The sequence below is a fragment of the Deinococcus peraridilitoris DSM 19664 genome (genome assembly GCF_000317835.1).
Lineage (GTDB): Bacteria > Deinococcota > Deinococci > Deinococcales > Deinococcaceae > Deinococcus_A > Deinococcus_A peraridilitoris.
Window position 1 is genome coordinate 20488 of sequence record NC_019790.1, and the last position, 25958, is coordinate 46445.

A 25958-nucleotide genomic window follows, 5' to 3' on the forward strand; every position below is an offset into this window, starting at 1 on the left:
AGAAGCTGCGATTCTGGGCGCCTCGCGCGCTCGCCCACGTGCTGATCATCAAGCGGCGGAAGGGACGGAAGGTGGTGGAAGTACTCCAGCGCGTTGCTCACGGGAAATGCTCGAGGGTGGACGCCGAGGCCGAGCAACTCGGGTGTCAGACGCCGAACACTTCAGCGGTGGAGTGGCAGAACGGCACGGCCAGACGGATGAATGCCTTTGAGGCCAGGAAGAGCCTGGCCTTTGCCCGTACATCGCTAAGGCAATCGCGAAAGTCAGCAGGCCGATGCAGCCGAGGTACATCAGGAAAATAATCGCCAGCTGCCCTGCCGTGTTGAGTTCAACTGTGGTGTTCATCGAAAGACCCACCGTACCAAACGCCGAGAACGCCTCGAACGCCAGTTGATGAATGGCAACTGCGGATTGGTCAGCAGCACCAGCAACCCCACCACTATTGGCAGTCCGTTGTCTTTGTAGGTTAACGTCGAGCAGCACGATGTTTCTCCTATCAAGTGACAAAGAGGCAGAGCGAGTGGCCACGTCGGCACCGCTCAAGCAGTACCCTCAAGGCACGAGGCGGCGCGGCCTGAGAGAACGCACGCCAGTACCGTTGCAGCCATACGAATGGCTCCAACCAGCCACACACCCGACGTAACAAGCCACACGAGGAGCTCGGCACCGTCCATTTGAGGTGTGAACACGTTTGGGCAGCGTGGTGTTCGCTGCCGGTCTTGCCGCCTCTCGGTGTTGGCGATGACAGTCGCGGTTTTGTTACGCTCGGCGCCTAGCAGCAGGCCTTGCGGGTAGGTTCTGAAGGCTCTTCGCTGGACGGTCTGAGTGAACGCTGAATCCAGCAGCTTGCAGTAGCTGTCAAGCTGCTCTGGTACTTCTTGGGGAATGGTTTCCATCCCTCAGCATGCGCCTCCACCAAGACAACGGACTACCAACAGACATCCACTGGTAGATTGCAGGGCTTGTCGAGGGTGGGACGATCCGGACGCTATGGAGGCGCCCGCCTTGATGTAGGTTTGGCGCGGAGATCTTCAAACCATTCGTTGTTGCGTTCGTAGAGCGATTGGGATGGAGAGGCGCCAGCTGGCCGTCACATCGTGCGTCCGCGTGCAGCGGCCGAAACGTGGGGCAAGGTCGGACTTGTAGCTCTCGGCTAAAATGTAAGACTAGTGTGAGATATTATAAATTAATCTTAATTTGCTTAGTCTCCATCTAAGCCCCTTTACGAGACTGTGCATGATCTACTCTCTATCGCTGTCCGCCCTTTTGCCTCTGTTGGCCATTACCGTCTCTCTCTTGATGATCGGGCAGATGGCACACCGACTCGCGCATGTCGTGCCACGGACCTTTTTCATTATGCTGCTTGCCAACAGTGTATGGCTGGCAGGGGACTCACTAGCCTTCCTCGCCGTTGATCCGGAGACCCGCTGGTTTTGGATTCGCGCTCAGTTCCTTGGCATCCTCACTCTCCCGGTGGCGTGGCTCGTGTTCATAGACCGCACCCTGTGTCCAAAGCAACCGGAACTTTCCGGTGCCCGCCCTCTTGTGCTCTTGCTGATTCCAGCTTTCATACTCGCACTGATCTGGACGAATGGGTCAAGTGGCCTCGTATGGTCCAGCGTTTCCTTCGCCGACGGTCAGATACGCCTCGAGCGTGGTCTTCTGTTCTGGCTCGGAGTCGCTGGCTACCCGAACCTCATCGGGTTCTGGGGTGTGTACCGGCTGCTCATGTCGTTGCGTGTCGTTCGAGGTCAGAAACGCGGGCAAGTGCTGATACTACTGTACGGGGCTGCGCTGGTCCTGATCAGTGATCTCACGTACCTGGTCGGCGTTCGTATTATGGGCGGCGTCAACCTCACGCCAATTGCTTTCTCAGTGACTTTAATCCCGATCGTATGGGGGATGGCGCGCTACGGGCTGCTACGAGCTGCACCGGTCGCACATCGTCACGTTGTCGATCATCTGCCTGAAGCAGTGATTGTCGTGGATCGCGAAGGTACGATCATTGACCTCAACACAAGGGCACAGGAATTCCTGGGCTCAGCGCGTTCGGTTTTGATGGATCGGGAACTGCGGGAGGTCTTCCCGCACTGGTTTCCGTTCACCGAGGGTACATCAAAGGAATGGCGCACGACCGACGGGGCCGTGTGGGAGATCACATCCTCTACTGTACGGTCAGATAGCGGTCGCCCTGTCGGGCAGGTCATCATGCTGCGGGACATCACGGACCGTATAGAGCAGCACGCGCTGACAGAACGTCTTGCCTTTCAGGACGCCCTGACCGGGCTTGGGAACCGCCGTGCCTTTGACGAGCAACTCGAGAAGGTCCTCGAACGCACGAAGAACAATGGCGAGTCTTTTGCAGTGGTGATGATTGATCTGGATGGCATGAAGCTCGTCAATGATCGCGAGGGGCACGCCCGTGGTGACGCTCTGCTGAAGTCGTTTGGAGCAGCGCTCGAGTCGTCGTTTCGTGCTGAGGATCAATTGTTTCGGCTCGGTGGGGATGAGTTCGCGGCATTCATGGCTCGGCCCAGAGAAGGAATCCGTAACTTGGTGGATGCCCGGGTGAGTGCCGCCTTGGCCAAGGTTCGGGAAGGTGGCTTTCCATGCGTATCGGCCAGTGCCGGTGTTGCCTGCTGGCCTGAAGATGGTCTTGATGTGACGGTCGTTAAAGTTGCAGACGAACGCATGTACGCCGACAAGGCCATGCGGCGGCAGAAGAAAAGTCGTGTCAGCTGACGTCTTGGGGAGATTTCAGCTAGGGCACCATGCATTGTGAGCCGCCTGTTCGAGATGTGCTGCGTAGGATGCCGCCACGCGACTCTAAAGTCTGTGTATTAACTGGTCTGGAGTGAACCCCGCGGTTTGGCTCTGCGTCAACCTCGGTGCAGGGAGTCAGCCAAGAGGATGCGAGAGCGCAAGAAGGAGAACGACGCTCGGCCGTACGTGGCCGCACGCTCCGGGGCGGCCCGGAGCTCGTCTTGCCGCGAGTGACGTGTCTCCACAACCTTGGTACATCAGTCGTTTGATGAGCTTCACCTTGTTCACCACGCCCTCTACAGGTCCGTTGCTCAGCGGTAACTGGACGGCGGCGTTCAGCGCACTTTTCTCGCGCTCAATACCGACAGCAAACAAGTTCAAATCATGGACTCCGCTCGCCTTGGCGCGTTCCAACCACCCCTCGACGTCCTGCACACGCTTTTCGTGCAGCAAGGCACGGAAACTCAACACGAGATCGCGCGACGTACAGCAACGGAAGCCGGACACACAACGCCGCAAAGCATTCCTGCTCGTCAGCCGTGAGCTGATGCTCCTCGCGCCACGCCAGACTCATCAACTCCTTGGGTGACAGCTTCAGTGGAACACGCCGCTGCGCAGCGAGCCTGTCGTGCTGGAGCTCCTTCTGATTGGACTCGGCTCGGGCAGTCTCCTCCCGCTTCCGGGCGTACATCCACTGGGCGACACTCTTGCGGGAGCCCGTGAAGCCCAGCGCCTGCACTTCACGCAAGAGTTCAGCGATATTCCGGCACCCCTGTTCATAGCGGTCGTGCAAGTGCGCTCGGAAGGGATCGAGGATGCTCTGAACACGAACGTGACGAACGCGAGCAGGTGCGGCATCAGCGATCACGTAACGTCGGGCGAGCCAGCGGCTGCACCCAAGTTCGCGTGCAACAGATCGGATACTGTGCCCCTCGGCTCGAAGTTCGTGCACACGTTCAAACATCACCTCACGCCGTTTCTGCTGCTCTTCGCGCACAGCTGTGACAGGCAGTGTACGAGGAACGACGTCGAGGGTGACGTCACGCAGCAGCGTCTGATGCTGCGCAATCCAACGTTCGAGTGTGTCTCGAAGGTTTTTGAGGACGTGCCAGTCGAGGGGCGGGCTTCGCCCGACCCGTTGGGCAGTCCAATACTTGCTGCGCCTCAGGCCGCCCTTCGTTGATCCCAGCAGCGTAATCTGTGGAGCGGTCGCGGACCACCGTCTCGACTTCCGGATGCGTCCGCAGCCAGGTGGCAAGTGTTTGCGCCGAGCGGTCAGGCAGCACGTCGATTGGCTGGTGCGTGTCGAGGTCGACGATGATCGTGTCGTAAGTATGGCCGCGCCGAAAAGCGAAATTGTCGACGCCGATGATCTTCGCCGTTGCCGTTCCGACCTGAGTTTGACGCACCACGCGGAGCAGGGTTGTGGGGCTGGCGGGCACGTGGAGATCGTGAGCGAGCCGGGAACCACCCCGTGCGTTCAGCGCCGTTCCCAGTCGCCGCAGGCAGTCGGCACAGCTGGTCGTGCGCTGGGCGTAGGGTATCGTGAGTGCTGGAAGTCGTTCGGCGAAGACCTGACAGGAGCACTGGGCGTCACGGCACCGGAAACGCCGCACATCGAGCTTAATCAAGACACCGAACCCAGCCCAGGAGACGTCGCGCAGTGTGCGGCAGTAATGGCTGTGCCGGTGCGTTGAGACTGTTCCACACTGTGGGCAAGGTGCCGAGCCTGAGGTACTCGCGGCCTGGAGATGGACCTGTTCAGCCCCGATTTCTACTTGTAGGTCACGAAATTTGAGGCCGCTGGGAAAGACGGCGTGGAGCAGGGCCAGCAGGAGCGCATCCATATCTCAGCTTGTCTCCTCGCTGCACCGAGGTTGACGCAGAGCCGAAAATTGGGGTTCATAGCCAGGTGATCTGAGGCGCTGTTCGAGCTGGAGAGGGAGACGTGAGCACTTTGTCGGTAATCGCTAACGCCTGACTACCCTTCAAATCGTGGCATGAGGGCGGCAAGAGTGCGCCAGGACGCCGTGGAGGGTGTCGTTCATGCCCTTCCGGTCGGATGCAATAAGGTTCTGCGCGGATGGTCAAGGCAGCATCTGAAATGATGCGAGGCATGACGCAGAGCGAGTCGAGTGAAGTTGAGCGCGTGCACGCCGCGTGGGAACGTATTGAACGCTGGTACGCGGAGAACGCCCCGGAGTGGGAGTTGCCAGGCGGGACGAGCGACGCGGACATTGACGAGTTGGAGCAGCAACTGGACGTGACGTTTCCCGCAGCATTCCGCGCTTCCCTGCTTCGGCACGACGGCATTCCTGACCCGTGGTGGCCGCAGGGTGAACTCGAATCTGTCGAGGGCATCCGGAGCAGCTGGGAGAGTTGGACGAATCTGTTGGAGGACGGCTCGTTCGATGAAGCGAACGGTTTCGTGGAGGACAACCCGGCCCTGAAGCGGTCCTGGTGGTGGCGGGGGTGGGTGCCGATCGACCGGGACGGTGCATCGAACGGCGCCTGCCTGGATCTTGACCCGGGTCCGGCTGGGCGCGTGGGACAGGTGATCGACATGGATCATGAGGTCGGGCCGAGCGGGCCACACTATGAGGACTTCGCGGCGTACCTGGAGGAGACCGCGGAGGCGCTCGAGGATGGGTATTACATCGTCAATGACGATCAGCTCGACGAGTACTGCGAGGAGTGACGACCAATGCGACCGATCGTCGTTCTCTGGGACTCTCTGACCAGGTGTACCCCTGGCTTGAGCCGCTGGATTCACCGGATACCCTGCCCACTCCAGCCCCGTGTGATGCCCGAAAGGCTTGCCTGAGGGCTGATGACTGTGGCTGGACCTGGCGCAGCTCGAAGGCTGCCCTTGTCCTGACTTGGTGCACTACGTGTCAGCCTTGATGGCCTTTGACGCTGAAGTGGCGCGGGTCGTGGGTGAGCAACCGTGAGCCGCTTTCGACGACTCGGGCGGCTCGAAGCGGCCCAGCTGGCGAACTTGGACGCCTTGAGTGATGAGACGCTGTGAAGTCTCTACCTGGCGCTAGCGGCACACCTCGTTCCTCGTCAATCAGATTGAGTGTCCACCTGGTGTATAGAAGCTCTGATCAGCTCGCTGGTACTGGCCCTGCACGAGTCCGTTTTCAAGAACACGGCTGCCGGTGAGTGACCAGCGGCTCTCGCTCATCCCACGGTGAAACAGCGGTCGGCCGGACCCGAGGATGATCGGAAGCCATGACAGCGTCAGGTCGTCGACAAGACCTTCGTCAAGGCCCTGGCGGACGGCAATGCCGCCGTCGAGGTACACGTGTCTGAAGCCCTGCTCGCCAAGCTCACGGAGCAAGGTTGAGAGCGGTCCGTTGAAGAACGTTTCGCCATGACGGGATTCGGCAGGGCGGGAGGTGAGGACGACGACGTGCTTGCCCTGGTAGGGCCATGCGTCGAAGTTGAGGACGGTGTCGTAGGTGTTGCGGCCGATGACGAGGGTATCGACGGTGGCGATGAAACTGGTGTAGCCGGTGTCTTGTGGGGTATCGGTGGGTGTGAGTGTGGTGTGCAGCCAGTCGAGGTTGTGATCGTCTCGGGCGAGATAGCCGTCGAGGCTGAGGCCGAGGAAGACGGAGACGCGTGGCTGGTTCATGGTTTCCCCCTCAAATCTACAGTGTAGATATAGTGCCATGGTCTCTGCCAAAATGGAAGCCATGACTGCGCCCACCAGACGCCGCCGCGGACGCCCCCCCACTGGCAGCACCGACCTCGACCAGCACTTCATCACCAGCACCGCCATCCAACTGCTCCAAACGAACGGCTGGAACAAGTTCTCCATGCGCGCCCTCGCCGAGCAACTCCAGGTCGACCCGATGGCGCTGTACCACTACTTCTCAAACAAGACGGCCCTACTGGAAGCGATGGTGACGACCGTATTCACGGCGCTCGACCCGCTCCACCCACCGTTCGATGCCGCCCAGCCACTGGAACAGCGCGTCGAACACCTCGCGCAGGCCTATCTCCAGATCGTGCTGCGCTTCCCAGAACTCGTCGGCGAACTCATTGCAGGCCGCCTCAACGTCCATGAACCTGTCCGGCGTTTCGATGACCTCTTCCAGCAGGCGATGGGTGACTTGCCGCTCGACGCCTCATCTCGCCGACACGCCACGAATCTGCTGGTTGATTACCTGCATGGCTACGCCCTCGGGGCCACATCGGCCACCAGTCCCGAATGGCGGCACGGAACAGCCATCATCATTCGCGGCATTCGGGCGATCGCTAGCGAAATGCGGTAATCGCTAACTGGCGCATGAAGAATGAGATGTTGAGCTGGGGTATACCCTCCACCAGGAATGCAGGGCACTGGGCAGCCGATGCGCGGGCGGAAGTAGCATTCACGCATGGCGGCTGAGCACGTCCCGCAACATGAACTCACTGACGCGGAGATCACCTCGATCATCTCCACCCAGTTCGCTGACCTCGCCCAACTACGTGTCACCCGGCTCGGTGAAGGCACCGACCACGTGGCGTTCGACGTCGGTGGGCAATACATCTTTCGTTTCCCGAAACGTGCTGAGGTCGCTGCCGCACTGAACGTCGAAGTGCAGCTCACCGCATGGCTTGCGCCGCAGTTGCCGTTACCCATTCCTGAGTACCGGTGGTTTGGGCAGTGGGGTGCGCATGACGTGCAACTGCTCGCTGGGTATCGCAGGTTGCCAGGAACGCCGGCATTACAGGTTGCGCACCGACCTCCGCCAGGCGTGGCGGATAGTATTGGCGGGTTCCTGCGGCGACTTCACGACGTGAGCAGCGAGGCAGCAGCCGAGCTGGGCGTTCCCGTGCAGGAAGATGCCGGGGAGTGGCCGCGTGTGGCGGTGAGCGACCTGCGCTTCGCAGCGCACCATCAGCTGGTCGACGAGGCCCACCTGGGGCAGTGGCAGGACGTGCTGTCGTCCCCGCCTTCGAGCAGGGGCATCCGTAGACGGCTGCTGCACGGTGACTTTGCCGCCGAGCACGTGCTGCTGGGTACGAACGGCGCGGTGAGCGGAGTGATCGACTGGAGTGATGCCCAACTGGGGGATCCGGCGCTCGACCTTGCCGGTGTCCTGCACTGGGGCGGGATGGCGTTGCTGCACGACGTGCTGGAAACCTACGGCCGTGTGAGCGAGCGGGGTATGCGGCGCGTTCGGTGGTATGCCGCTTGTCGCGCCCTCGCAGACATCAGGTTCGGCATGATGCAGGCGCGCGGCGAGTACGTCAGGGCGGGGCAACGTGCGCTGGAGTGGTCATCACGGTAGTGCCGCGACAGTGGTCCGGACCAGCGATGCACCCGTTCAGTTGGGGCATGTCAAATCGTACGGGCAGCGCCTGGGAAGCCGGAAAACCTCCCAGGCTCCGTGCAGGCCGAGGAACAAGCTTTCGTCCTGCGCCTGCACGACCGCCTGTCCTTTTAGCGGGAAGCAGTCGTGGTTGTCGGACTGCGTCCAAGTTGGGATACGAGCATCATCTAAACTTACTTGGCGTGAGCCTACCCGCGGGTCCAGATGTAGGGTGTGGTCGTCGTCACCGGCAGCAGGCCGCTGCGTTGCAGGATAGGATGCGAGAACTCCGTGGAGTCGCTGTGCATGAAGCGCACACCCCGCGCGAGCGCAGATCTCGCCCGCTCGGCGGTGAGCGCTCGGTAGATCCCCTGACCACGCCACTCGGGCACCGTCCCACCTCCCCAGATGCCCGCAAATTCAGTGCCCGGCACCACTTCCAGCCGCCCCGTGCAGACGACCTCGCCCTGCGCCTCCGCAACCCAGATCTCGATGAGCCCGCGCTTCTTTTCCAACTGCCGCACGAAGTCCTTCACACCAAACGGAAAGCCGAAGGCGCGTTCCTGCGCGGCTGCTGCCCGCGTCAGGTCAGGCAGCGGGTCGAGTTGGTCGTCGACGCGCCGCAGCTGCACGCCCGGTGGGAGCGGCACTTCCATGGCGAGCAGCTTGGCCTCGCCGAGCATCACGGTTTCCGGGTCCTCGGGCTGAAAGCCGTGCGCGACTAGGCGCTCGGGGAGGTCTGGCGGCGCGTCGTGCCCGCGCGTCTTCCACTCGAACGAGGTGATACGTTCATCGCTGGCGTAGTGCTCGATTGTTCGAGCGATGAGGTCGTCGAGCACTTCTCCGGTCAGGCCACCGAGATTCCGGTACGACACAAAGCCGCGCGTGTCGAACTTTCCACGCCATAAAGGGCCGTCGCGGTCGACGCTCGTCGCGGACATCATCTCGGTCTCTTCTCGGAGCTGGCTGTCGTAGGCGTTCAGCAGGTAGCCTGCGAGCTCGTGTTGGTCGGAAGGCATCAGGGGCAGCATAGAGGGTGCAGGGACAGGCGGTGTATGCACTGGGGCTCTTAAACCGAGGGGCATCTGTGCGCTCCAAGCCTTTTCGTAGTTAGAGAGCAATACTCGACGTTCACGTCCTCGAAAATCGTCAGGTTGGGGTATACCCCAAATGGACTGTCAAGAGCAGAGTGAACGCGCGTCAGGATAGGCTTGTAATTTGGTTTCCCTGACACTGGCCGCCGAAGGTCTAAGATCTCAACCTGACGTCAGCAGTACAGCATAAGCAACGGCCAGCGTATCGGTACATCCGCGTCTCCTCTGTCGACCAGAAAACCAACCGTCCGCTCGAAGGCGCCACGCCAACTGCAAACTCGGTAACCATCCGCCCTGAAGGAATCTCTCTTCTCACGCCATCCGACAGCCGCGCCTGAACCTGCGGAGTGGACCGATTGCAGCACGATGACCATGAACGTGCCAGCGGCTGAAGAACGAGTATCCTGAGAGCGTTTCCCCCTTCCGAGAGGAGTGGCTCACCGCGGCCTTCACGCCGGGACGCCAGACGCGAACATGACCCTGCCTCACGACCCGCTCGTTACCGACGCGCTCCTTCCACTCCTCGACGCGAGCCCGGACCCTACCTTCACCTTGAACACGCAGGGGCGCTTCACGTACGCCAACCCCGCCACCGGGACGCTGCTTCACCGCTCGCCCCTGGAACTGATCGGTTGTTCGCTTGAGCAGGACTTCCCTCACGCGTTCAGCGTGCATTGGCTCAAGGAGAGCCGCCGCGCTCGCGCGGAGGGCCGCAGTGTGGAGTATGAAGCTTACAGCCCTGCGTACGAAGGGTGGGTGCGGGTGCACGTCACGCCCAGCGCTGCTGGTCTGGCTGTCCGCCTTCAGAGCATCACCCAGCAGCAACGCGCCACGGCCTTGCAGAGCGTCACCACCTCACTCGCGGAAACGCACAGTGCGGGTGACGTCGTCAAGGTGCTGGTTCAGCAGGCTGTCGCGGCGTCCGGCGCGTACATGGCGGCGCTCGTCGCGCCCACCCCTGACGGCGAGCACCTGCGCCTCGTGGATGAGCTTGGGTACCCGCCGGAACTCCGCGCGCGTTTCGAGCACTTCCCGCTCACGCTGGGCATCCCCCCATGCGACGCGGCCACGCAACGCAGCGCCATCTTCGTGAGCGGTGAAGACTTCGACCGGCAGTACCCCGCGACCATTGGCGTGCGCGCCGACCAGACCCGCAGCCTCGCGTCCCTGCCACTGATCGTCGCGGGTGAACTGTGGGGAGTGCTGGCCCTCAGCTTCCAGGAAGCGCGCCGCTTCGGTGACTCGGAACGGCTGTTCTTGCAGACGCTGGTGCAGCAGTGCACGCAAGTCCTGGAACGCTTGAACGCCGACGCGCGCCTCCACGAGCAAACCGAGATCCTCCGAGCGCTGAACCGCGTCAACCAGACCATCTCCGCGGAACTCGACCTGAACCAGCTCGTGCAGGCCGTCACCGACGCCGGGGTGGAACTGACCGGCGCGCAGTTCGGGGCGTTCTTCTACAACACCGTTGGAGAGCAGCAGGAAGTCCTCACGCTGTACACCCTTTCGGGCGCTGCGCGAGAAGCCTTCGCGGGTTACCCGCTGCCGCGCATGACCCAGGTGTTCGGTCCGACGTTCGCCGGGGAAGGCGTCATCCGGGTGGCGGACATCACCCGCGACCCCCGCTACGGGCACAACGCCCCGCATTACGGCATGCCCGCCGGTCACCTGCCCGTGCGCAGTTACCTCGCGGTGCCGGTCGTATCGCGCACTGGCGAAGTACCGGGCGCGTTGTTCTTCGGTCACGCCGAGCCGGGCGTGTTCACCGCGCAGGCGGAGCAGCTCGCGGTGGGCCTCGCGGCGCAGACGGCCATCGCCCTCGACAACGCGAGGTTGTTCCGGCAGGTGCAGGACAGCCATGCTCAGCTCGAACGGCGCGTCGAGGCGCGCACCCGCGAACTGGAAGAGCAACGCGTGGCGCTCGACGCCTTCGCGGCGTTCACGGAGCGTTCCGTCGCCACCAGTGACCCTCAGACCCTAGCGGGTCAGGCGGTGGAGGTGCTGCGCGCGACGCTGGGTGAGGTGAGCGTCGGGTATTACGAGCTGGAGGGGACGTTGTGGAAGGGACGCGTGCTGTCCGATAATGTTCCACCAGCCGTGGTCGCCGCGGCGAAGCAGGGGTTCCCTGCGGACCTGCCGAGCTTCGCGCGGGCGGTGAGCGAACGGCACGTGCTGTTCGTGGACGGGTGGAACGCTGAGCGTGAAAGGGCGGACAGCACGGACGTGTACGGCGCGGCTGCGTTCTGGCCGTACTTCGTTCACGGCGAACCCTTCGGGTTGTTTACCATGGCCTCGCCACACGCACGCGCTTGGTCGCCACGGGCACGCGCGGTCTTCCAGTCGGTGGCGCGCAGCCTCAGCCTTGCATTCGAACGCGCTGAGCAGACCACACGACTCGCGGAGCAGAACGCGGAACTGGCGATACGCACGCAAGCCCTGGAAGCCTTCGCGCAACTCACGCGTGACCTCACGCTGGACGCGGACCGCTACACCCTCGTTCGAAAAGCGCAGGAGATCGTGCTGTCCCTGCTGCCTGAAGGGTACGCGGTGTACTGGGAGCGTGAAGGGAACCAGTGGCGCCAGAAATCCCAGGTGGGTGACCTCCAGAGCGACGAACTGCAACGCCAGGTGGACGCCGGCCTACCCTACTTCGAGACACGCACCGTCCGCCTTCCCTTCGAATCAGGGGAGCCACTCTACCAGGATGAGTACGACAAGCACCACGACAACCTGGAAAGCACGGTCGGTCATATCAGCACGACCGCGTCCCTGCCGATCAAGGTGGGTGGCACGGTACTCGGGGTGATCGTGCTGGGATTGTTCGACCAGCGTGGCTGGACCGCCACGGACCGCGCGCTGCTCGACACGGTCATGCGCAGCTTGAGCCTCACGCTGGAAGGCGCGACCAGCGCCCGCGCGCTCCAGGAACGCACGGCGCAGTTGGAGCGGAGTAACGCGGAGCTGGAGAAGTTCGCGTTCGTGGCGTCGCATGACCTGCAAGAACCCCTGCGCACCATCGCGTCATTCAGTGAGCTGATCAACCGCCGGTACCAGGACGTGCTGGACGAGCCAGGCCGCAAGTACCTTTCGTTGGTCACGCGCAGCGCCGAGCGAATGAAGGGGCTGATTGATGAGCTGTTGGTCTTCTCACGCCTCAACACCATCAAGGAACCACTCGTACCCGTTCCAGCCGAGGAACCGCTGCGGGAGGCGCTCGCCAGGCTGCACGGCCTGATCGAGCTCAGCGGTGCGAGCATCACGTACGGTGAACTGCCGGTGGTGCTTGGCGCACCCTCGGAACTCACGCAGCTCTTCCAGAACCTGATCGGCAACGCCATGAAGTTCCGCAAGCCGGACGTGAAGCCGGAAATTACCGTCATGGCTCAGCTTGAAGGTCAGCAGTGGCATTTCGAGGTGCGGGACAACGGACTTGGCTTCGAGCCGAAGTATGCAGAGCGGATCTTCCAGATTTTCCAGCGTCTTCACTTGCGTGAACAGTACGAGGGGACGGGGATGGGCCTCGCGATCGTCAGGAAAGTGCTGGAGCATCACGGGGGCCGGGTGTGGGCGGAGTCAGAACCGGGTGTAGGCAGTCAGTTTCACTTCACGATCCCCGCGGTGGAGGGTGACGCGTGACCGGGGCCGTTCAGGTCCTGCTGGTGGAGGACAACGAGGCGGACGTGCTGCTGGTTGAAGAGGCACTCGTGGATTTCCAGCCGGCCGTGCAACTCCGCGTCACTCGGGGCGGTGAAGAAGCGCTGGAGCACTTGCGGGCGTGTGCTGCGCAACCTGCACTGATTCCGCGCTTCGTGTTGCTCGACGCGAACATGCCCCGGATGAACGCGGTGGAACTCCTGACGGAACTGCGGCGGGATCCTCACCTCGTGACGCTGCCGGTGGTCGTGTACAGCAGCTCCAGCAGTCCGTTGGACGCCCGGCGGGTGTATCAGGTGGGCGCGAACGCCTACGTCGCGAAGCCAGTGAGTCTGGATGACTTCATGCAGGTGCTGAGGAGCACGCTGAGATTCTGGTGCTCGACCGTGCCAGTCGCGATGGACTCGGGTGACGGTGAGGAGCATCAATCGGGTCATTCAGTTCGGCTGAGTTCAAGTTGATGTGCGTGCGGCAGCGAGCAGCCGGCTGATGGTCGCGGGGTGCACGTTGAAGAGCCGCGCGGCGTCGGCGGGCGTGTAGCGGCCTTCGCGGACAGCGTTGACGATCTCCTGTTGTTGGTGCGGCTTGAGCTTGGGGCGTCGTCCGCCGACGCGGCCCTCGGCGCGCGGCCGCCAGACCGGCCGCTGAGACAGGGTATTCCCTGATAGCGAGGCCGCAGCCAAGTGCACGCCAACCCACCTCATACCGATCAGGACGCCTCACCTGGCTGCTTGGGCAACGAGAACCCGAACACCGCGCCGCCTTCCGCCGGACGCTCCGCGAACACCGTCCCGCCATGCCGGCCGATGATGCGCCGCACGTTCGCCAGACCCACCCCCGTCCCTTCAAACTCATCCTCACGATGCAAGCGCTGAAACACCCCGAATAACCTGTCCTGGTAGCGCGGATCGAAGCCCACCCCGTTATCCTTCACGAACACTACCCACTCGCGCTTGCGTTCCTCCGACCACACCTCGATGTGCGCCATCTCACGCGGCCTGCTGTACTTCAGCGCGTTGGACAGCAGGTTCATCATCACCTGCCGCAGCATCTCCGCGTCCCCCGCCACGAGGGGCAAGCGCGCCACATCCCAGCGCACGTCCCGCCCCGCCACGTCCGGTTCGAGTTCCTGCTGTACGCTGCGCACCACCGCGTCCAGATCCACCAGGCTTGACTGCATCGGCAGTTGGCCCAGCCGTGACAGACCAAGCATCGCGTCGATCAAGGTGTTCATACGGACCGCCGCTTGATCCACCACCGTCAGGTACCGGGTGCTCTTCTCATCCAGCTGACCGCTGAGGGACCGACGCAGCAGCTGATTGAAGCCGATGATGTGCCGCACCGGGGTGCGCAAGTCATGCGAGACGCTGTACGTGAATGCTTCGAGTTCCTCGTTCGCGAGGCCGAGCTTCCGGCGTTCCTCGCTGAGTCGCGCGACGCCCTCAGCCCGTTCGAGCGCCAGCCCCAGGCTGTGCACGGCCGTCGCCAGCACCGCGCGCGCCACGGGTGACCATGGCCGCGGCGGACCGAACAACCCCACGGCGAACACGCCGCGCACCTTTCCGTCCACCAGCACCGGCAACGTCGCGGTCGTGCCGATATGCCGGAACGCTTCGGGCAGCTGGTCAGTGTGCGGATCGTAAGCGTCCTGGTAGTACGCTTCGCGCGTCTCGAACGGCACGCGCAGGTTCCGCGCCGTGCGGTACGGCAAGCCGGCGTGCAGCGTGCGCGCGAGGGCCTCGTCGCGCAGATCACCCGATTGCACTTTGAGACGCCAGGTGTCCCCGTCGAGTTCGTGGTACGCGCCGACGCTGTCGGGCAGCAGCGACAGCACGATGTCCTGCGCGCCCTTGACGAGCGCCAGCGGATCGGCTTCCAGCGCGAGTTCACGTGTGAGCGTCTCGAAGGCCTGCAAGGCAAGGGTGCGGCTTTCGAGCTGTTCGACGTAGCTGGCCAGCTGGGTGTTCTGCTCGTACAGGCGCGCGGCGTGCGCGGCGCGTTCCATCGCGAGGTGCAAGCCGTGACAGACGGCGCGCAGCAGCGCCTTTTCCCGTTCGGACCACGCGCGTGCCTCCTGCGTGCCCGCAGCGAGCATGGCGCGCGGTATGCCGTCGATCAGCAGCGGCATCAAGGCGACCGCGCCGTACTCGCGGGTGCTGGCGACGTGGTTGGCGTCGGCGTTCCAGCCGTCCACGAACAACGGCCCTCGCGACTGTACTGCCTGCGCGAAGTTCGGTGCGCTGAACGGAATGCCCGCGCGAATCTCCGCCACCACTTCGGGGATGATGTCGTCTGACCAGACTCGCGCCTGCCAGAGTTCTCCCTCGGGTTCGTAGTATGCGACGCTCAGATGCGTGAGGTTGGCACGCACTACCCGCACGGCCTGCGCGGCCAGCCTGAGCGGATCGGTTTCGCTGCCGACCGCCTCGGTGAACGCCACGAAGGCGTCGAGTGCCGCGCGTTCCTCGTCGAGTTGTCGGGTACGTTCACGCACGCGCTCTTCGAGGGTGGCGCGCAAAGCGTCGTTCGCGACTTGCGCGGCGTGCCGTTCGCTGACATCCCGGGAGACGGCGAGCAGGTGCGTGACGTGCCCGTCCGGGTCGCGGAGCGGGGACACCGTCACGGTCCACCACTTCAAGGTGCCTTTGAAGGTCTCGGCGGCCGCTTCGAAAGTCACGCGCTCTCCGGCGCGTGCAGCGTTCAGGGCCGCTTCGACGGTGGGGCGGGTGTCCTCCGCCCAGAAGGACGGCCACAACAGGTTCGCGCAGGCGTTGAAGTCGTCGACTTCCGTCGCGGCGCGCCCACCTTCATTCATGCTGAGCAGGCGCGCGTCGAGGTCGAGGATTTTGATGCAGTCGGCGTTGACGTCGACGAGGTGTTGCAGGGTCGCCTGCTGATGCTGCGCGTGCTTGAGTTCGTGGATGGGCGTGCCGGTCAGCAGCCACCGGGGCTGGTCGGGCTGTTCGGAGGTCAGGGGCTGGGCGTGCAGGCGGTACCAGTGGGGCTGATCGTGCGCGTCGAGGATTCGTACTTCGAGAGCCGCGGGTTCCCCCGTCAGCCAGTGCTGAACGCGGGGCTGGTCATCGGGGTGCACCAGGGTCTGCCAGCTGGTCGTGCTGGAGGCCATGAGATTATGAAAGACTGCGTTCCCCCAGGTGATGTGGCCGGCACTGTTGACCGTCCAGAGGAGAAGCGGAACCGCGTCAAGCAGGCTGGCCGAATCGAGGGGTACCGAGGTGGGCAGTGTGCCACCCTGTAAATCAGAATTGTTCACGGGCGAGTCCCTCTGACCTCAGCAGCACGACCTTCGAAAGGGACTGTCATGGCGCGGTGTCGTTTGATGACACGCGCGATTGTGGTGGGGTTCACGCCGTACAGGCGGGCCGCTTCCGCGGCGGTGAGGTCGCCCGCGCTGACCCGCCGGATGATGTCTTGGCGTTGCGCTTCGCTGAGCTTGCTGGGTCGGCCGAACTTCACGCCTTTGGCGCGCGCGGCCTTGATTCCGGCGTGGGTGCGTTCGCGCAAGTTGGCGCGTTCCAGCTGTGCGAATACCCCGATGAGTTGCATCATCGCTTCCCCGGCGGGGGTACTGGTGTCGATGGGCTCGGTAAGGGATTTGAGCCTTGCTCCGCGTGCTTTGATCATTTCCATGATGCGGACGAGGTCGGCGAGGCTGCGTGAAAGCCGGTCGACCTTCCAGACGACCACGATGTCACCTTCGCGCAGGAACTCCAGCATGCGGTGAAGTTCCGGGCGGTCCCAGCGGCCGCCGCTGGCCGTCTCCTGGTAGACCTTGAGGACTCCGGCTCCCTTGAGGGCGTCGAGTTGAAGATCAGTGGTCTGGTCGTCAGTACTGACGCGGGCGTAGCCGATGAGGGTTCCGGGCATGACAAAAGTCTATGGCCTGAAGAATGATTTTTGCGGCAGACTTTCCTAATGCAGGAACGCTGAGTTCATCACGAACTCGCCTTTGCCGCGAAACCCTTCGTTTTCGCAAATCCAACAGTTCAGCAATCGTAACTACTCAGCACGAGATCGATCTCGTGCTGAGTAGTTACAATTTTCATCGTCAGGATAAATGCTGGTCAGAATGGGTGGTCCCCATTGAGTGGTCCAGCTGGATGTAGAGGAAAGGCCCTGTGTTACGCTACCACCTTCAACTCAGCTTGCTGAGCCTCCCAGCGCCGCCTGAATTCCAGCGGCGCCAGATACTGCAAGGCGGAATGTGGCCGCTCCTCGTTATAGAAGCGCTGGAAGGCCCCCGAGACCACCTTGGCCTCCAGCAGGCTGCTGAACACCTCGCGGTTCAGGCACTCCTCCCGAAACCGAGCATGGAAGCTCTCTGAGAAGCCGTTCTGCCAGGGTTTCCCTGGCTCGATGTAACGCGCCCTTGTGCCTGACACGCCCAGCCAGATCTGCAAGTCATGCGCAATAAACTCCGGCCCGTTGTCGCTCCGCAGGTACACCGGCACGCCCCGCAAGGTCATCACCCGTTCGAGCACCTCCTGCACATCCTTCGACGTAAACGACACACCCACCTCCAGGGCCAGGCATTCCCGCGTGAACTGATCCACCAGGGTCAGGAACTTCAGTTTCTGCCCACCGCTGATCTCGTCGAATACAAAGTCGTACGACCACACGTGATTCGGGTACTCCGCCCGCTCTGGGACACTATTTCCCGTTCTGAGCCTCTTCCTCTTGACTGCTGGCTTTCTGATCAACTGCTCGTGCTTCCAGATCCGGTGCACCCGTTTGCGGTTCACCTGCCAGCGTTCCTGGCGCAGCACCACGTGAATCCCCCGGTACCCGTAGGTCGGGTATTGCTCCGCGAGTGCGCGTATTCGTGCCGTCAGTGCCGCCGTGCTCGGTGATCTCGGCTTGTTCTGGTACCTCAAGCTGGAGCGGTGCATGCCCAGCAACTGCGCTGCCCTGCGCTGCGACACCCCCTGCTGCATGAGTAGCTTGCCCACCTGGCGCTGCTCTTTGGGCTTTAAAACTTTTTTCGGACCACTACCTTCATGGCGCTGTTCTCCAGCGTCAGTTGCCCCACCAGCTTCAGCAAGCGGGCATTCTCGGCTTCGAGCTGCTTCAGTCTCTTGAGGTCCTGCACGTCGCTGCCCGCGTACCTGTTGCGCAATTTGTAGAAGGTCGCGTCGCTGATCCCATACTCCCGGCACAGCGCCTCCACCGTTTTCTTGCCCTTCTCGGCTTCCCGCAGTAACTGAATGGTTTGCTCGTCACTCAACTTGCTCTTCGGCATGGATCCATCCTCCCTTTTCCGCGGCCGTATCCTCTCCTTTCAGCTGGACCACTTCTCAGGGGGCAGACCATCCAATCTGCTTCGGCCCGCCGTAGGCCGCCCAGTCTCGGTTCATCGCACAACCGCCGGTGAAGTTATGCTCATTGGCCGGACGAATGTCGTACTTGGCAATCTTGCCGTTGAGCGTGCTCCAGGCATGCAGCTTGAAGCCGTAGACCGGGCCAGAGGTACTGAAGCCGTACTGGGCACCCCTGAATTTGCAACGAGGCGCACGCTTGAAGGTGCAGACCGGGAGCGGTTCGGAATCGACGGTCACGAACTCCAGTGCTTCGACTTCTGTGGCGAGCCCTTCGATCACGGGCGTCAGCCGACTCAGCCTAAGGCATGCTTGGACCTCTGACGGGAAGTGCGGGAAGTGGTTGCGCTTCAGGAAGCCCCACCAGCGGCTGAAGTACGGCACCTTATGCAGCCGTTGGAGCAAGGCAACAGCGATCAGCTCGGCATCGCTGATCTTCTCGTGTGCATGGAGCAGCTTGTAGGGCATCTGTGGCGTCAGCCAGCGGGTAAGTTGTTGAAAAGCCTGTACCAGGGGGAGTAAACTGAGATCGGGACGGCCCATAGACACCGTCCCTTTTCCATTTTTACCTCCACCCTGTCAACCCCTATTCGCGGTGCGTAGTAATACACAAGATACCGGCTCCGTGTCCTGCTGCGTTCTCGTAAGCCGCCTGTCACTCACCAGGTACAGCTGGAGCTGGACTCGCCGGTAATGAGTAGGTAGTGCGTGCCGCGCCCACTGGTTCCTGGTGCGGGCATGAGGATGCCTTTGTGAACGAGGTCGGCGAGATCGCGTTTCGCGCTCGCTGCGGACGTGCCGGTCACAGCAGCGTACTTCTGCGTTTGCAGCTTACTTTTGAAGTCACCGTCGAGGAGCTTGTTCAGCATCTTGATCTGGCGAGTGTTGAGCGCGACGTCGTGGTGTGCGTCCCAAAACGCCTGCCGGTTGCGGACACCGCGCACCACGCTCTGCGCAGCATCAAGGGCGGCCTGAAGGTGCTCGATGAACCAGGTGATCCAGGCGGTGATGTCCAGTCCGCCTTTCTGGGTTTTCTCCAGGATCTCGTAATAGCGTTTGCGGTCACGGCGGAGCTGGGCGGACATCGAGTAGAAGCGTTGCGCGGTACCGTCGGCGCGCGCGAGTGCGAGGTCGGTGAGGGCCCGCGCAATGCGGCCGTTGCCGTCATCGAACGGGTGGATCGTCACGAACCACAGGTGCGCGACGGCCGCTTGGACCACCGGGTCCAGGCTGGCTTCCTCGAACCACGAGAGGAAGTGCTGCATGGCGTCCGGAACGAGGGTGGCGTCGGGCGCCTGATAATGCACCTTCTGTTTTGGTTCGCGGCCGCTGAGGACCAGCATCGGTCCGGCCCGGTCGTCACGCCAGCTGGCGACAATGATTTTGCGCAGGTGACTGCGCCCGGTCGGGAACAGCGCGGCGTGCCAGCTGAAGAGACGCTCGGCATCCAGGGGGTCGTCATAGCGTTGCGTAGCGTCCAGCATCATCTGCACGACGCCTTCCACGTCACGGTCCGCGTGAGGGAGGCCGGCGATGTCCATGCCGAGGTGTTGCGCAATGGAGGAACGCACCTGTTGCTCGTCGAGGTGCTCGCCTTCGATTTCGCTGCTTTTGGTGACATCCTGCACCAGGACCGACAGTACGGTGTCCTGGCGGACGTCGAAGCCGAGTGAAGCCATGGCCGTGATGAGCGCGCCACGCCGGAAGTGCACGCGCGCGAGCGGCAGTGCGAAGGCGTTCGTGTCCCAGGTGAAGTCAGGCCAGCCTGGTAATTCGTGGATGTACGGCGCGGCCATGACCTGATTATACCCTCCAATCGGGTCATAACTGACCCGATTGGAGAGGAGGACTCCGTTCACTCCACGTGGACGTATTAGATAATGACCCTATGGACATCAGAGCGGTCTGCTGAGGCTGGAAACGTCATGCCGAGCGGTCGCGGACGGTGGCAATTCGAACGCACCAGGGGCTCGACAGCCACGGTCTCGCACTCCAACATGTTCAAGGCCGCAACCGATAGACCCATCAATTGCGCTTCGAGTTCTGCGCCGCCTCGACGAACGAGGAGTTCGAGCAGCTCCTGCGGCGTCACCTTATGTCCAGTGTTGATGGAGCGCTGCGCAGCAGGACATTGCGGACCTGCACGGCAGACCAAAGTTTGCCCTGCCGGGTACGGTGCCCCTCGTCGTTGAGGATCCTGGCGATGCCGCGCAGCGTCTCCCCTCCCCGGCGCATCAGCGCGATGTACCCGGCGACACGGGCGTAGGCGGCGATCGCGTCCTGACGTCGCACCTGTGCCCCAGCACGGCGCGCTTCGAGCGTCAGGTTCTGGGGAGTGCCGAGTCTGGTTCCGCGGGCTTTCGCGGCATTCAAGGCGTCTTTGGTGCGGCGGGAAATCATCTTGGCTTCCTGCTCGGCGACCGCGGCGAGGATGTGGATGGTCAGGTCATCAACGTCTGGCATGTCGACAGCGACGAACGGGACGCGCGACTCCATCAGCCCGGAAACAAAATGCACGTTACGCGCGAGCCGATCCAACTTTGCGATGAGGAGGACGGCGCCTTCCTGGCGGGTGCGTTCGAGCGCCTTCTGAAGTTGCGGGCGGGTGCGTTTGTTGGTGCCGGTTTCGATTTCGCGGTACTCGTCGAGGACGGTGAGGCCGTAAGACCTGACGAAGGACTGGACGGCAGCGTGCTGGGCTTCGAGGCCGAGGCCGCTTCGCCCTTGTTTCTGGTCGGACACGCGGATGTAGGTGATGACGGGGGTGCCGGGGGTGAGGCGGCGGGTGGGCATGCTGGGATTGTAAAGGTTCTTGATCGTCCGTTCGTGGATCTTTACAACAGGAGTAAAGGAACTCATTTCCTCTCATGAACCGGAAGAGGCAACATCCAACTCGACGGCCGAGGTCACGAGACGCTTATTCCACTCGTCCCTCTCGCTCGCCTGGAGCGGCGCCATGCTCCAGTGGACGCACGCTGCCGACTCATCAGGTTTTTTGTAATACAAATTACCACAAGGATAGGAAAACTGAGGGGAACTGGAGATGGTAGGGTGGGAATAGAAAAGCTAAGTGGCACATGTCAAAGGAGGGCTACGATGGAATCACGAGTGTACACCGCATCAATTACTGCGAAGGGACGAGTTGTAGTTCCCCAACCGCTCCGAGAATCCCTCAAAGTCAAGGAAGGTGACACTATCCTCTTCATTGAAGACGAGGCCGGCATCCGCGTCACCACCCGAGCCGCGCTGGTTCAGGAACTCGCCGGGAGCCTGGCTGAAGACGACGGGCGCGACTTCACCAGTGAACTCCTGCAGGAACGCCGGGAGGAAGCCGAGCGCGCAAAGGGACACGAGTGAGTACCCGTCCCCTGCTGCTGGACGCCAGCGCCCTGATGGCCTTCTTCCGCAAGGAGCCCGGCTGGGAAGTGGTAGCCCAGGCCCTCACCGACCGGCACTGCCTGATCAGCAGCGTGAAGGTCGTCGAGGCTGAAGGCAAGCTCGTCAGCGATGGCACTTTCACCGTGGATCGGGTGCGCCGCCGCCTCGGCGTCCTCATGCAGGTGCTCGAAGTCGTGCCCTTTCCCAGCGCCGCTCAGCATGCTGCCAGCTTCTACTATGCCCGGCGCCGCCCCTACAACCTCAGCCTCGGAGACGCCCTGTGCCTCGCCACTGCTGAGCATCACGGCGCTGATGCCCTCACGGCTGAGAGCGCTTGGGCCAGCCTGCCCGATCTGCCCATCCAGATACAAGTCATCCGGTGAGCGGTTGGAAATAATGAACTTCCAGCCGAGGTCTTAGCTTCGTCTTCCGTTTTGATGCTTTGCAGTTTTGTGTTCTCAGGGCGGCCGGGAGACAAGTGAGGGGCTGAAGCGTACTGCAGCCCTCACTGTCAGTTTAATGGCATACCGGTTTACTTGCTTCGCGGCAAGCTGGTTTGCTGGTAAACTGGGATTATGAAAGTGATCAGTGTCGCCTCGAAAAAAGGAGGCGTCGGGAAAAGCACCACAGCCGTCACCCTCAGCGCACACCTGGCAGGACGCGGTAAAACGCTGCTGGTAGACGCCGACGAAGAACTCCGCTCCGCCTGGCACTGGACAACCAAAAAGGCAGGCTACGACGGCTGGGGCTTTGACGTGCAGCTCTACAGCGCCTTCATCGACCAGGACAACCCCGGCGAAGGCTACGACTACGTGGTCCTCGATACCAAAGGCGGTGAAGGCCGCGACGAGCTGGCTGCGCTGTCCCGCAACTCCTCACTGCTGATCATCCCCACCAAACCCGACGGCGTCAGCTCAGACGGCCTGGTCGCCACGCTGGAACCCTTGCTGGAGAAGGGCATCGCCAACTACCGCGTGCTGCTCGCAGACGTTCCACCAGCACCCAACAGTGACGGCATGGATATGCGCATGGAGCTGGACAATGCTGGAATCCCCCTGTTTCACCACTCCATCCGTCACGCCGTCGCTGTCAGTAAGGCCGCGCGGGAAGGGATCTGTGTTCGGGACGTGAAAGGCGACCGTTACGCCAAGCTGGTCTGGATGGACTACGAACTGATTTCACGCGAGGTGATCAGCCATGTCAAGTAAGGGCAGGGGCGAAAGCTCGAAATTTGGTTTAATGGACCGGCTGAGAAGGCCAGAAGCTGAGCCCGCTGAGCAGTCCAGCGTACCAGTGGAGTCTGGAGAAGTGAAGTTCACTTCTTACCTTGATGCGGACATCGCCAGCCGTCTGCAGATGCACGTGGCCAAGAAGAAATCCCAGAAGAAAAAAGGACAGGGACGAGTGAGCATCAAGAGTGAGCTGCAACAGGCCCTCAGAGAGTACCTGGACCGCCAAGGCAGCTAAGGTCAGGAGCGCTCTGCAGTTTCTGATGCGGGTAGGGCGTCAGTTCAAATCCGTTCGCAGAAAAGTGCAGAACGTTGAGGTGACGGGCTGCTTTCTGCTGCTCTCTGGTTGAGGGTGGGGCGCACCCCGCGCGTGCACGGGGATGCAGCTTCTGGGCGCTTGCGCCCCCCGCTGGGTGGCCTCCGCGGCCCCCCTCGTCGTGCATGCACGCCTTCCCCCGCGTGCTATGGATGTCCTTCCAGTGATCTCGAAGGCTGGCGGGTCCTGCCGGCCCACTGGGGCCGGAAGAAGGGATGGTGCTCGCGTTGCTCGCGCTGTGTTTTTGTTTCCCTCTACCGCCGCGTAGCCAGCGTATCGCCGTGCTCGCTGCGCAGAAGGGGCGCTCGCGTTGCTCGCGTCCCTGCGGGCAGACCCCTTCCACTTCGCTGTGCGCGTCGCGTCGCTCTGCTCAGCGGCGGTCGCCGGGAAAATGTAGGGGGGAGGATGAAAAGAGGGGAAGGCGGTGCGTGTGTTGAGCCCCACCGGGAGGGACGTTTTCGGCTGTGGGACGCGCCGGGGGCGCCGCTCCGCGTGGCTTTACATAAGCCGGTTTACCGTTTTACGGGTTTGCTGGGTTTTCTTGACTTCTTAGTATATTAAAGATATAGTAAGTGATGTAGGGGGACCATCCACACCCACCCCATACGCATCAAGCTAAGGGGCTCGGGAAACGCCCAGTGTGTGTCCAGGCCGCTTTTAAAAGATAGGAATCTCAGCAACGAAGGCTAGCCGGCTGAGCTTGAACACCCGCTGGGAACGCAAGCTCAGCCATTATCTCGGCATGGTCCAGCCGGCCATCATGCTGATGCAGTCCGACGTCCTGTTGTAGGCGTAAGATGGCTCGCAGTATGGGAGGTTTGAACAACGCGATTCGGGAGGTGTACGATGTATTTTCTCGTTACCACCTTCCCGAGGATATCGAAATGTCACCCTACCGTGATCCGGAGCGAGAAATTGGGCCGCTGAAGCTAAAGCCTTTACGACAGGTTGAAGCGGCAGATTTAGAGTCCTACGCTAACCATGCATTAACAACAGTCGGTGACGTTGATTTATTCAGATATGCACTTCCGCGTCTTTTGGAACTTTGTACTCAAGGCGCTTTGACAACGGAAGTAGAAATCCTCTTGAGCAAGCTCCGGTATGGGGAGTGGGCCACGTGGCCGGAGCAGGAACAAGAATCCATACAAAGGTTGCTCGGCGCCTGGTGGAATGAACTGTTGTACGAATCCGTAGATTTCGACAACGGTAAGGCTCACGAAACACTGTGCGGAATTGCTCAAGCAGTTGATGATTTGACCCCATATCTGGAGATTTGGGAGGGTCATGAGGGTCCGACAGCGACTGACCAAATCGCTCGGGTGTTCAACACTATGTATAACGGCAATAAAGGCAGATTTGTCGCGGGTGCTTTCTGGGCAGGAAGGGCAACCCAAGCCGAGCAGGTGTGGCAATGGATGACAAGGAGTGTTGTGCTGGACCGTCTTCAGCACGGGCTGCTCATCGCGATCGAGCGTGATCAGGAAGAACTATTGGAAGCTTATGAGTGGGCCGTCACGGGTTTGGGTTACCTGCTCGTGGACACTCGACCGTAGGAACAGCGTACGAATGCCTACTTCATCCTGATGTGGGCCAGTGTTCAACCTGGGCCCCATCCTTCCCATGACGCTCAAAGCACTCCAAGCCCTTGGTGCGGCAAGGTAGTGCATCGTTCCTCAATGGGAGTAGAGTTTGAATGATGGGAGGCCCCGATGCCCAAACTCCTCTCTGCTCGTCCTCCGCTCGATCCCACCGAGGAGGCTCGGGTCCGCCAGCTCGCTCGAGCTCGCCACGCCCCGCATGACCTCAAGCAGCGCGCCCAAACGATCGTCTTGAGCTGGGACGGGCATCGCACCATGTCCATCGCCGAGCACCTCGGCTGTCACCCCCAAACCGTGCGCGAACGCTTCGCCCGCTTCAACGCGCATGGCCTCGAAGGCCTGAACACACTGCCCGGCGCGGGACGCAAGCCGCGCCTCACCCAAGAAGAGCGCGGTCGACTCATCACCCTTGTCGGCCGCACTCCCCCTGGCCGTGCCGTGCGTGACGCGAGCGGTGAACTCGTAGCCGTGGACGTCAAGAAGCCCGCCCTGTGGACGCTCGATGCCTTGGTCGAGGTGGCTCGTGAGCAGGGCATCATCGTGGGTCGGAGTCAGGTGCGCCGCATCCTGCAACACGAAGGCGTGCGGTGGAGGCAGCCCCGGTCATGGGCCACCAGCCCGGATGCGGACTTCATCCCAAAAGAGCGGCGGTCGTCGCGGCCTACACCGAATGCCCGGTGAACGCGACGACCGTCTGCGTCGATGAACTCGGCCCGGTGTCGCCAAGAACCTTTCCACCAGCAGGGGGCTGGACGAAGGACGGGCATCGGGTGAAAGCGCCCCTGGAGTACAGCCGAGGGCTGGATCGCACGTGGGTGTACGGGGCGCTGCGCGTGCGAGACGGACAGGTACTCACGCAGTGCGGGCCATCGAGGAACACGGTCGGATACGTCAAGCTCCTGGAGGCGGTGGAGCGCGACAACCCGGAAGGGGACATCTTGGTGGTGAGCGATAACCTCGCAAGCCACAAGAGCGCTCCAGTACAGGCGTGGTTGGAGACGCACCCACGGGTGAGACACGTGTTCATTCCGAAGGGCGCGTGCTGGCTGAATCTGATCGAGCCGTGGTGGCGTTTGCTGCGCCGAGAAGCGTTTGCGGGCATGACGTTCGTGGACGCGGCGGAGGTTGAGCAGGCCGTGCAAGACGGGACGCGGCGGTTGAATGCGAGGGCGTGCCCATGGGTGTGGGGGCGACCCGCGAGGACGCCGCGCTTCCGGCGACATGCGGTTCTTTACCGCTATTGAGGAACGATGCAACAGCGACTCGCAATCTAAAACCCAGTTT

The 25958-nt window shown here is 62.1% G+C and carries 25 protein-coding genes and 2 pseudogenes; 14 read left to right on the forward strand and 13 right to left on the reverse strand.

What is annotated here, in order from left to right:
• Positions 1–48: 48 nt before the first annotated feature.
• On the reverse strand, positions 49–345 hold the full coding sequence (locus tag DEIPE_RS25690; protein WP_425387777.1) for a hypothetical protein: 297 nt from the start codon (positions 343–345) through the stop codon (positions 49–51).
• A gap of 891 nt (positions 346–1236) precedes the next feature.
• Between DEIPE_RS25690 and DEIPE_RS21535 the strand changes: the two genes are divergently transcribed.
• The gene (locus DEIPE_RS21535) at positions 1237–2742 is read left to right on the forward strand and encodes a histidine kinase N-terminal 7TM domain-containing diguanylate cyclase (RefSeq protein WP_015231645.1); all 1506 of its coding nucleotides are present in this window, start codon (positions 1237–1239) and stop codon (positions 2740–2742) included.
• A 156-nt stretch (positions 2743–2898) separates the two neighbouring features.
• On the opposite strand, the gene DEIPE_RS24385 is transcribed toward DEIPE_RS21535, so the two are convergent.
• Positions 2899–3270: a transposase gene (locus tag DEIPE_RS24385; RefSeq protein WP_157449175.1), complete on the reverse strand. Its 372-nt coding sequence runs from the start codon at positions 3268–3270 to the stop codon at positions 2899–2901.
• Between the two features lie 121 nt (positions 3271–3391).
• On the opposite strand from DEIPE_RS24385, the gene DEIPE_RS25210 reads away from it, so the two are divergent.
• Complete coding sequence (locus DEIPE_RS25210; protein ID WP_052326886.1) at positions 3392–3946, forward strand: hypothetical protein; 555 nt, start codon at positions 3392–3394, stop codon at positions 3944–3946.
• A 22-nt stretch (positions 3947–3968) separates the two neighbouring features.
• Here the strand turns inward: DEIPE_RS25210 and DEIPE_RS25695 are convergent.
• Positions 3969–4610 (reverse strand): annotated as a pseudogene (locus tag DEIPE_RS25695) (transposase family protein); the annotation flags it as partial.
• 269 nt (positions 4611–4879) lie between these two features.
• On the opposite strand from DEIPE_RS25695, the gene DEIPE_RS21550 reads away from it, so the two are divergent.
• Positions 4880–5461, forward strand: coding sequence for an SMI1/KNR4 family protein (locus DEIPE_RS21550; protein WP_041232012.1), 582 nt, complete (start codon positions 4880–4882; stop codon positions 5459–5461).
• Between the two features lie 372 nt (positions 5462–5833).
• On the opposite strand, the gene DEIPE_RS21555 is transcribed toward DEIPE_RS21550, so the two are convergent.
• Positions 5834–6403, reverse strand: coding sequence for a dihydrofolate reductase family protein (locus DEIPE_RS21555; RefSeq protein WP_015231647.1), 570 nt, complete (start codon positions 6401–6403; stop codon positions 5834–5836).
• A gap of 61 nt (positions 6404–6464) precedes the next feature.
• Between DEIPE_RS21555 and DEIPE_RS21560 the strand changes: the two genes are divergently transcribed.
• Positions 6465–7046 (forward strand): TetR/AcrR family transcriptional regulator, encoded by a 582-nt coding sequence (locus DEIPE_RS21560; protein WP_041231996.1) that lies wholly within the window; start codon positions 6465–6467, stop codon positions 7044–7046.
• A gap of 105 nt (positions 7047–7151) precedes the next feature.
• On the forward strand, positions 7152–8048 hold the full coding sequence (locus tag DEIPE_RS21565) for a phosphotransferase (protein WP_015231649.1): 897 nt from the start codon (positions 7152–7154) through the stop codon (positions 8046–8048).
• A 230-nt stretch (positions 8049–8278) separates the two neighbouring features.
• On the opposite strand, the gene DEIPE_RS21570 is transcribed toward DEIPE_RS21565, so the two are convergent.
• Positions 8279–9088, reverse strand: coding sequence for a GNAT family N-acetyltransferase (locus tag DEIPE_RS21570; RefSeq protein ID WP_041232014.1), 810 nt, complete (start codon positions 9086–9088; stop codon positions 8279–8281).
• A gap of 549 nt (positions 9089–9637) precedes the next feature.
• Here DEIPE_RS21570 and DEIPE_RS21575 point away from each other — a divergent pair.
• Complete coding sequence (locus DEIPE_RS21575; protein ID WP_015231651.1) at positions 9638–12799, forward strand: GAF domain-containing protein; 3162 nt, start codon at positions 9638–9640, stop codon at positions 12797–12799.
• A complete protein-coding gene (locus DEIPE_RS21580) occupies positions 12796–13278 on the forward strand; it encodes a response regulator (protein ID WP_015231652.1) in 483 nt (160 codons plus the stop codon). Before DEIPE_RS21575 ends, DEIPE_RS21580 begins: the two co-directional genes overlap by 4 nt.
• Here the strand turns inward: DEIPE_RS21580 and DEIPE_RS24390 are convergent.
• The 8 genes and pseudogenes from DEIPE_RS24390 to DEIPE_RS21620 all read right to left on the reverse strand — a co-directional run bounded on the left by DEIPE_RS24390 (position 13270) and on the right by DEIPE_RS21620 (position 20946).
• Positions 13270–13506 carry a helix-turn-helix domain-containing protein gene (locus DEIPE_RS24390; RefSeq protein WP_342663299.1) on the reverse strand — a complete coding sequence of 79 codons (237 nt, stop codon included), beginning with the start codon at positions 13504–13506 and terminating at the stop codon, positions 13270–13272. The genes DEIPE_RS21580 and DEIPE_RS24390 overlap by 9 nt on opposite strands.
• Positions 13507–13526: 20 nt before the next feature.
• A complete protein-coding gene (locus tag DEIPE_RS21585) occupies positions 13527–16091 on the reverse strand; it encodes an ATP-binding protein (RefSeq protein ID WP_015231653.1) in 2565 nt (854 codons plus the stop codon).
• Entirely contained in the window at positions 16088–16705 is a 618-nt protein-coding gene (locus DEIPE_RS21590; RefSeq protein WP_015231654.1) for a recombinase family protein, read from the reverse strand. Before DEIPE_RS21590 ends, DEIPE_RS21585 begins: the two co-directional genes overlap by 4 nt.
• Positions 16706–16959: 254 nt before the next feature.
• Complete coding sequence (locus tag DEIPE_RS21595) at positions 16960–17787, reverse strand: IS3 family transposase (protein WP_157449176.1); 828 nt, start codon at positions 17785–17787, stop codon at positions 16960–16962.
• A gap of 20 nt (positions 17788–17807) precedes the next feature.
• Positions 17808–18077 carry a transposase gene (locus DEIPE_RS21600; protein ID WP_015231656.1) on the reverse strand — a complete coding sequence of 90 codons (270 nt, stop codon included), beginning with the start codon at positions 18075–18077 and terminating at the stop codon, positions 17808–17810.
• 70 nt (positions 18078–18147) lie between these two features.
• Positions 18148–18696, reverse strand: a pseudogene (locus DEIPE_RS21605) (transposase); the annotation flags it as partial.
• A gap of 116 nt (positions 18697–18812) precedes the next feature.
• Complete coding sequence (locus tag DEIPE_RS21610; protein ID WP_041231997.1) at positions 18813–19949, reverse strand: Fic family protein; 1137 nt, start codon at positions 19947–19949, stop codon at positions 18813–18815.
• Positions 19950–20241: 292 nt separating this feature from the next.
• Positions 20242–20946, reverse strand: coding sequence for a recombinase family protein (locus tag DEIPE_RS21620; RefSeq protein WP_157449177.1), 705 nt, complete (start codon positions 20944–20946; stop codon positions 20242–20244).
• Between the two features lie 303 nt (positions 20947–21249).
• On the opposite strand from DEIPE_RS21620, the gene DEIPE_RS21625 reads away from it, so the two are divergent.
• From DEIPE_RS21625 to DEIPE_RS21650, 7 genes are all read left to right on the forward strand, one after another.
• Positions 21250–21510 (forward strand): AbrB/MazE/SpoVT family DNA-binding domain-containing protein, encoded by a 261-nt coding sequence (locus tag DEIPE_RS21625; protein WP_015231660.1) that lies wholly within the window; start codon positions 21250–21252, stop codon positions 21508–21510.
• Positions 21507–21914 carry a PIN domain-containing protein gene (locus DEIPE_RS21630; protein WP_015231661.1) on the forward strand — a complete coding sequence of 136 codons (408 nt, stop codon included), beginning with the start codon at positions 21507–21509 and terminating at the stop codon, positions 21912–21914. The genes DEIPE_RS21625 and DEIPE_RS21630 overlap by 4 nt, the downstream gene beginning before the upstream one ends.
• Positions 21915–22106: 192 nt before the next feature.
• On the forward strand, positions 22107–22739 hold the full coding sequence (locus DEIPE_RS21635; RefSeq protein WP_015231662.1) for a ParA family protein: 633 nt from the start codon (positions 22107–22109) through the stop codon (positions 22737–22739).
• Positions 22740–22839: 100 nt separating this feature from the next.
• Entirely contained in the window at positions 22840–22998 is a 159-nt protein-coding gene (locus DEIPE_RS24395; protein ID WP_157449178.1) for a hypothetical protein, read from the forward strand.
• An 887-nt stretch (positions 22999–23885) separates the two neighbouring features.
• Positions 23886–24629 carry a hypothetical protein gene (locus DEIPE_RS21640; protein ID WP_015231664.1) on the forward strand — a complete coding sequence of 248 codons (744 nt, stop codon included), beginning with the start codon at positions 23886–23888 and terminating at the stop codon, positions 24627–24629.
• A gap of 156 nt (positions 24630–24785) precedes the next feature.
• Entirely contained in the window at positions 24786–25355 is a 570-nt protein-coding gene (locus DEIPE_RS23560; protein WP_015231308.1) for a helix-turn-helix domain-containing protein, read from the forward strand.
• Positions 25280–25918 (forward strand): IS630 family transposase, encoded by a 639-nt coding sequence (locus tag DEIPE_RS21650; RefSeq protein WP_217218470.1) that lies wholly within the window; start codon positions 25280–25282, stop codon positions 25916–25918. The genes DEIPE_RS23560 and DEIPE_RS21650 overlap by 76 nt, the downstream gene beginning before the upstream one ends.
• Positions 25919–25958 lie beyond the last annotated feature (40 nt).

Coding starts and splice junctions, on each gene's coding strand:
- DEIPE_RS21625 (WP_015231660.1), top strand. CDS start 21,250: ATGGAATCACGAGTGTACACCGCATCAATTACTGCGAAGGGACGAGTT.
- DEIPE_RS21590 (WP_015231654.1), bottom strand. CDS start 16,705: ATGCCCGGAACCCTCATCGGCTACGCCCGCGTCAGTACTGACGACCAG.
- DEIPE_RS21570 (WP_041232014.1), bottom strand. CDS start 9,088: ATGCCTTCCGACCAACACGAGCTCGCAGGCTACCTGCTGAACGCCTAC.
- DEIPE_RS21550 (WP_041232012.1), top strand. CDS start 4,880: ATGACGCAGAGCGAGTCGAGTGAAGTTGAGCGCGTGCACGCCGCGTGG.
- DEIPE_RS21560 (WP_041231996.1), top strand. CDS start 6,465: ATGACTGCGCCCACCAGACGCCGCCGCGGACGCCCCCCCACTGGCAGC.
- DEIPE_RS21535 (WP_015231645.1), top strand. CDS start 1,237: ATGATCTACTCTCTATCGCTGTCCGCCCTTTTGCCTCTGTTGGCCATT.
- DEIPE_RS21610 (WP_041231997.1), bottom strand. CDS start 19,949: ATGGCCGCGCCGTACATCCACGAATTACCAGGCTGGCCTGACTTCACC.
- DEIPE_RS21555 (WP_015231647.1), bottom strand. CDS start 6,403: ATGAACCAGCCACGCGTCTCCGTCTTCCTCGGCCTCAGCCTCGACGGC.
- DEIPE_RS21650 (WP_217218470.1), top strand. CDS start 25,280: ATGGGCCACCAGCCCGGATGCGGACTTCATCCCAAAAGAGCGGCGGTC.
- DEIPE_RS21600 (WP_015231656.1), bottom strand. CDS start 18,077: ATGCCGAAGAGCAAGTTGAGTGACGAGCAAACCATTCAGTTACTGCGG.
- DEIPE_RS21635 (WP_015231662.1), top strand. CDS start 22,107: ATGAAAGTGATCAGTGTCGCCTCGAAAAAAGGAGGCGTCGGGAAAAGC.
- DEIPE_RS21640 (WP_015231664.1), top strand. CDS start 23,886: ATGGGAGGTTTGAACAACGCGATTCGGGAGGTGTACGATGTATTTTCT.
- DEIPE_RS21620 (WP_157449177.1), bottom strand. CDS start 20,946: ATGCCCACCCGCCGCCTCACCCCCGGCACCCCCGTCATCACCTACATC.
- DEIPE_RS21575 (WP_015231651.1), top strand. CDS start 9,638: ATGACCCTGCCTCACGACCCGCTCGTTACCGACGCGCTCCTTCCACTC.
- DEIPE_RS23560 (WP_015231308.1), top strand. CDS start 24,786: ATGCCCAAACTCCTCTCTGCTCGTCCTCCGCTCGATCCCACCGAGGAG.
- DEIPE_RS21565 (WP_015231649.1), top strand. CDS start 7,152: ATGGCGGCTGAGCACGTCCCGCAACATGAACTCACTGACGCGGAGATC.
- DEIPE_RS25690 (WP_425387777.1), bottom strand. CDS start 345: ATGAACACCACAGTTGAACTCAACACGGCAGGGCAGCTGGCGATTATT.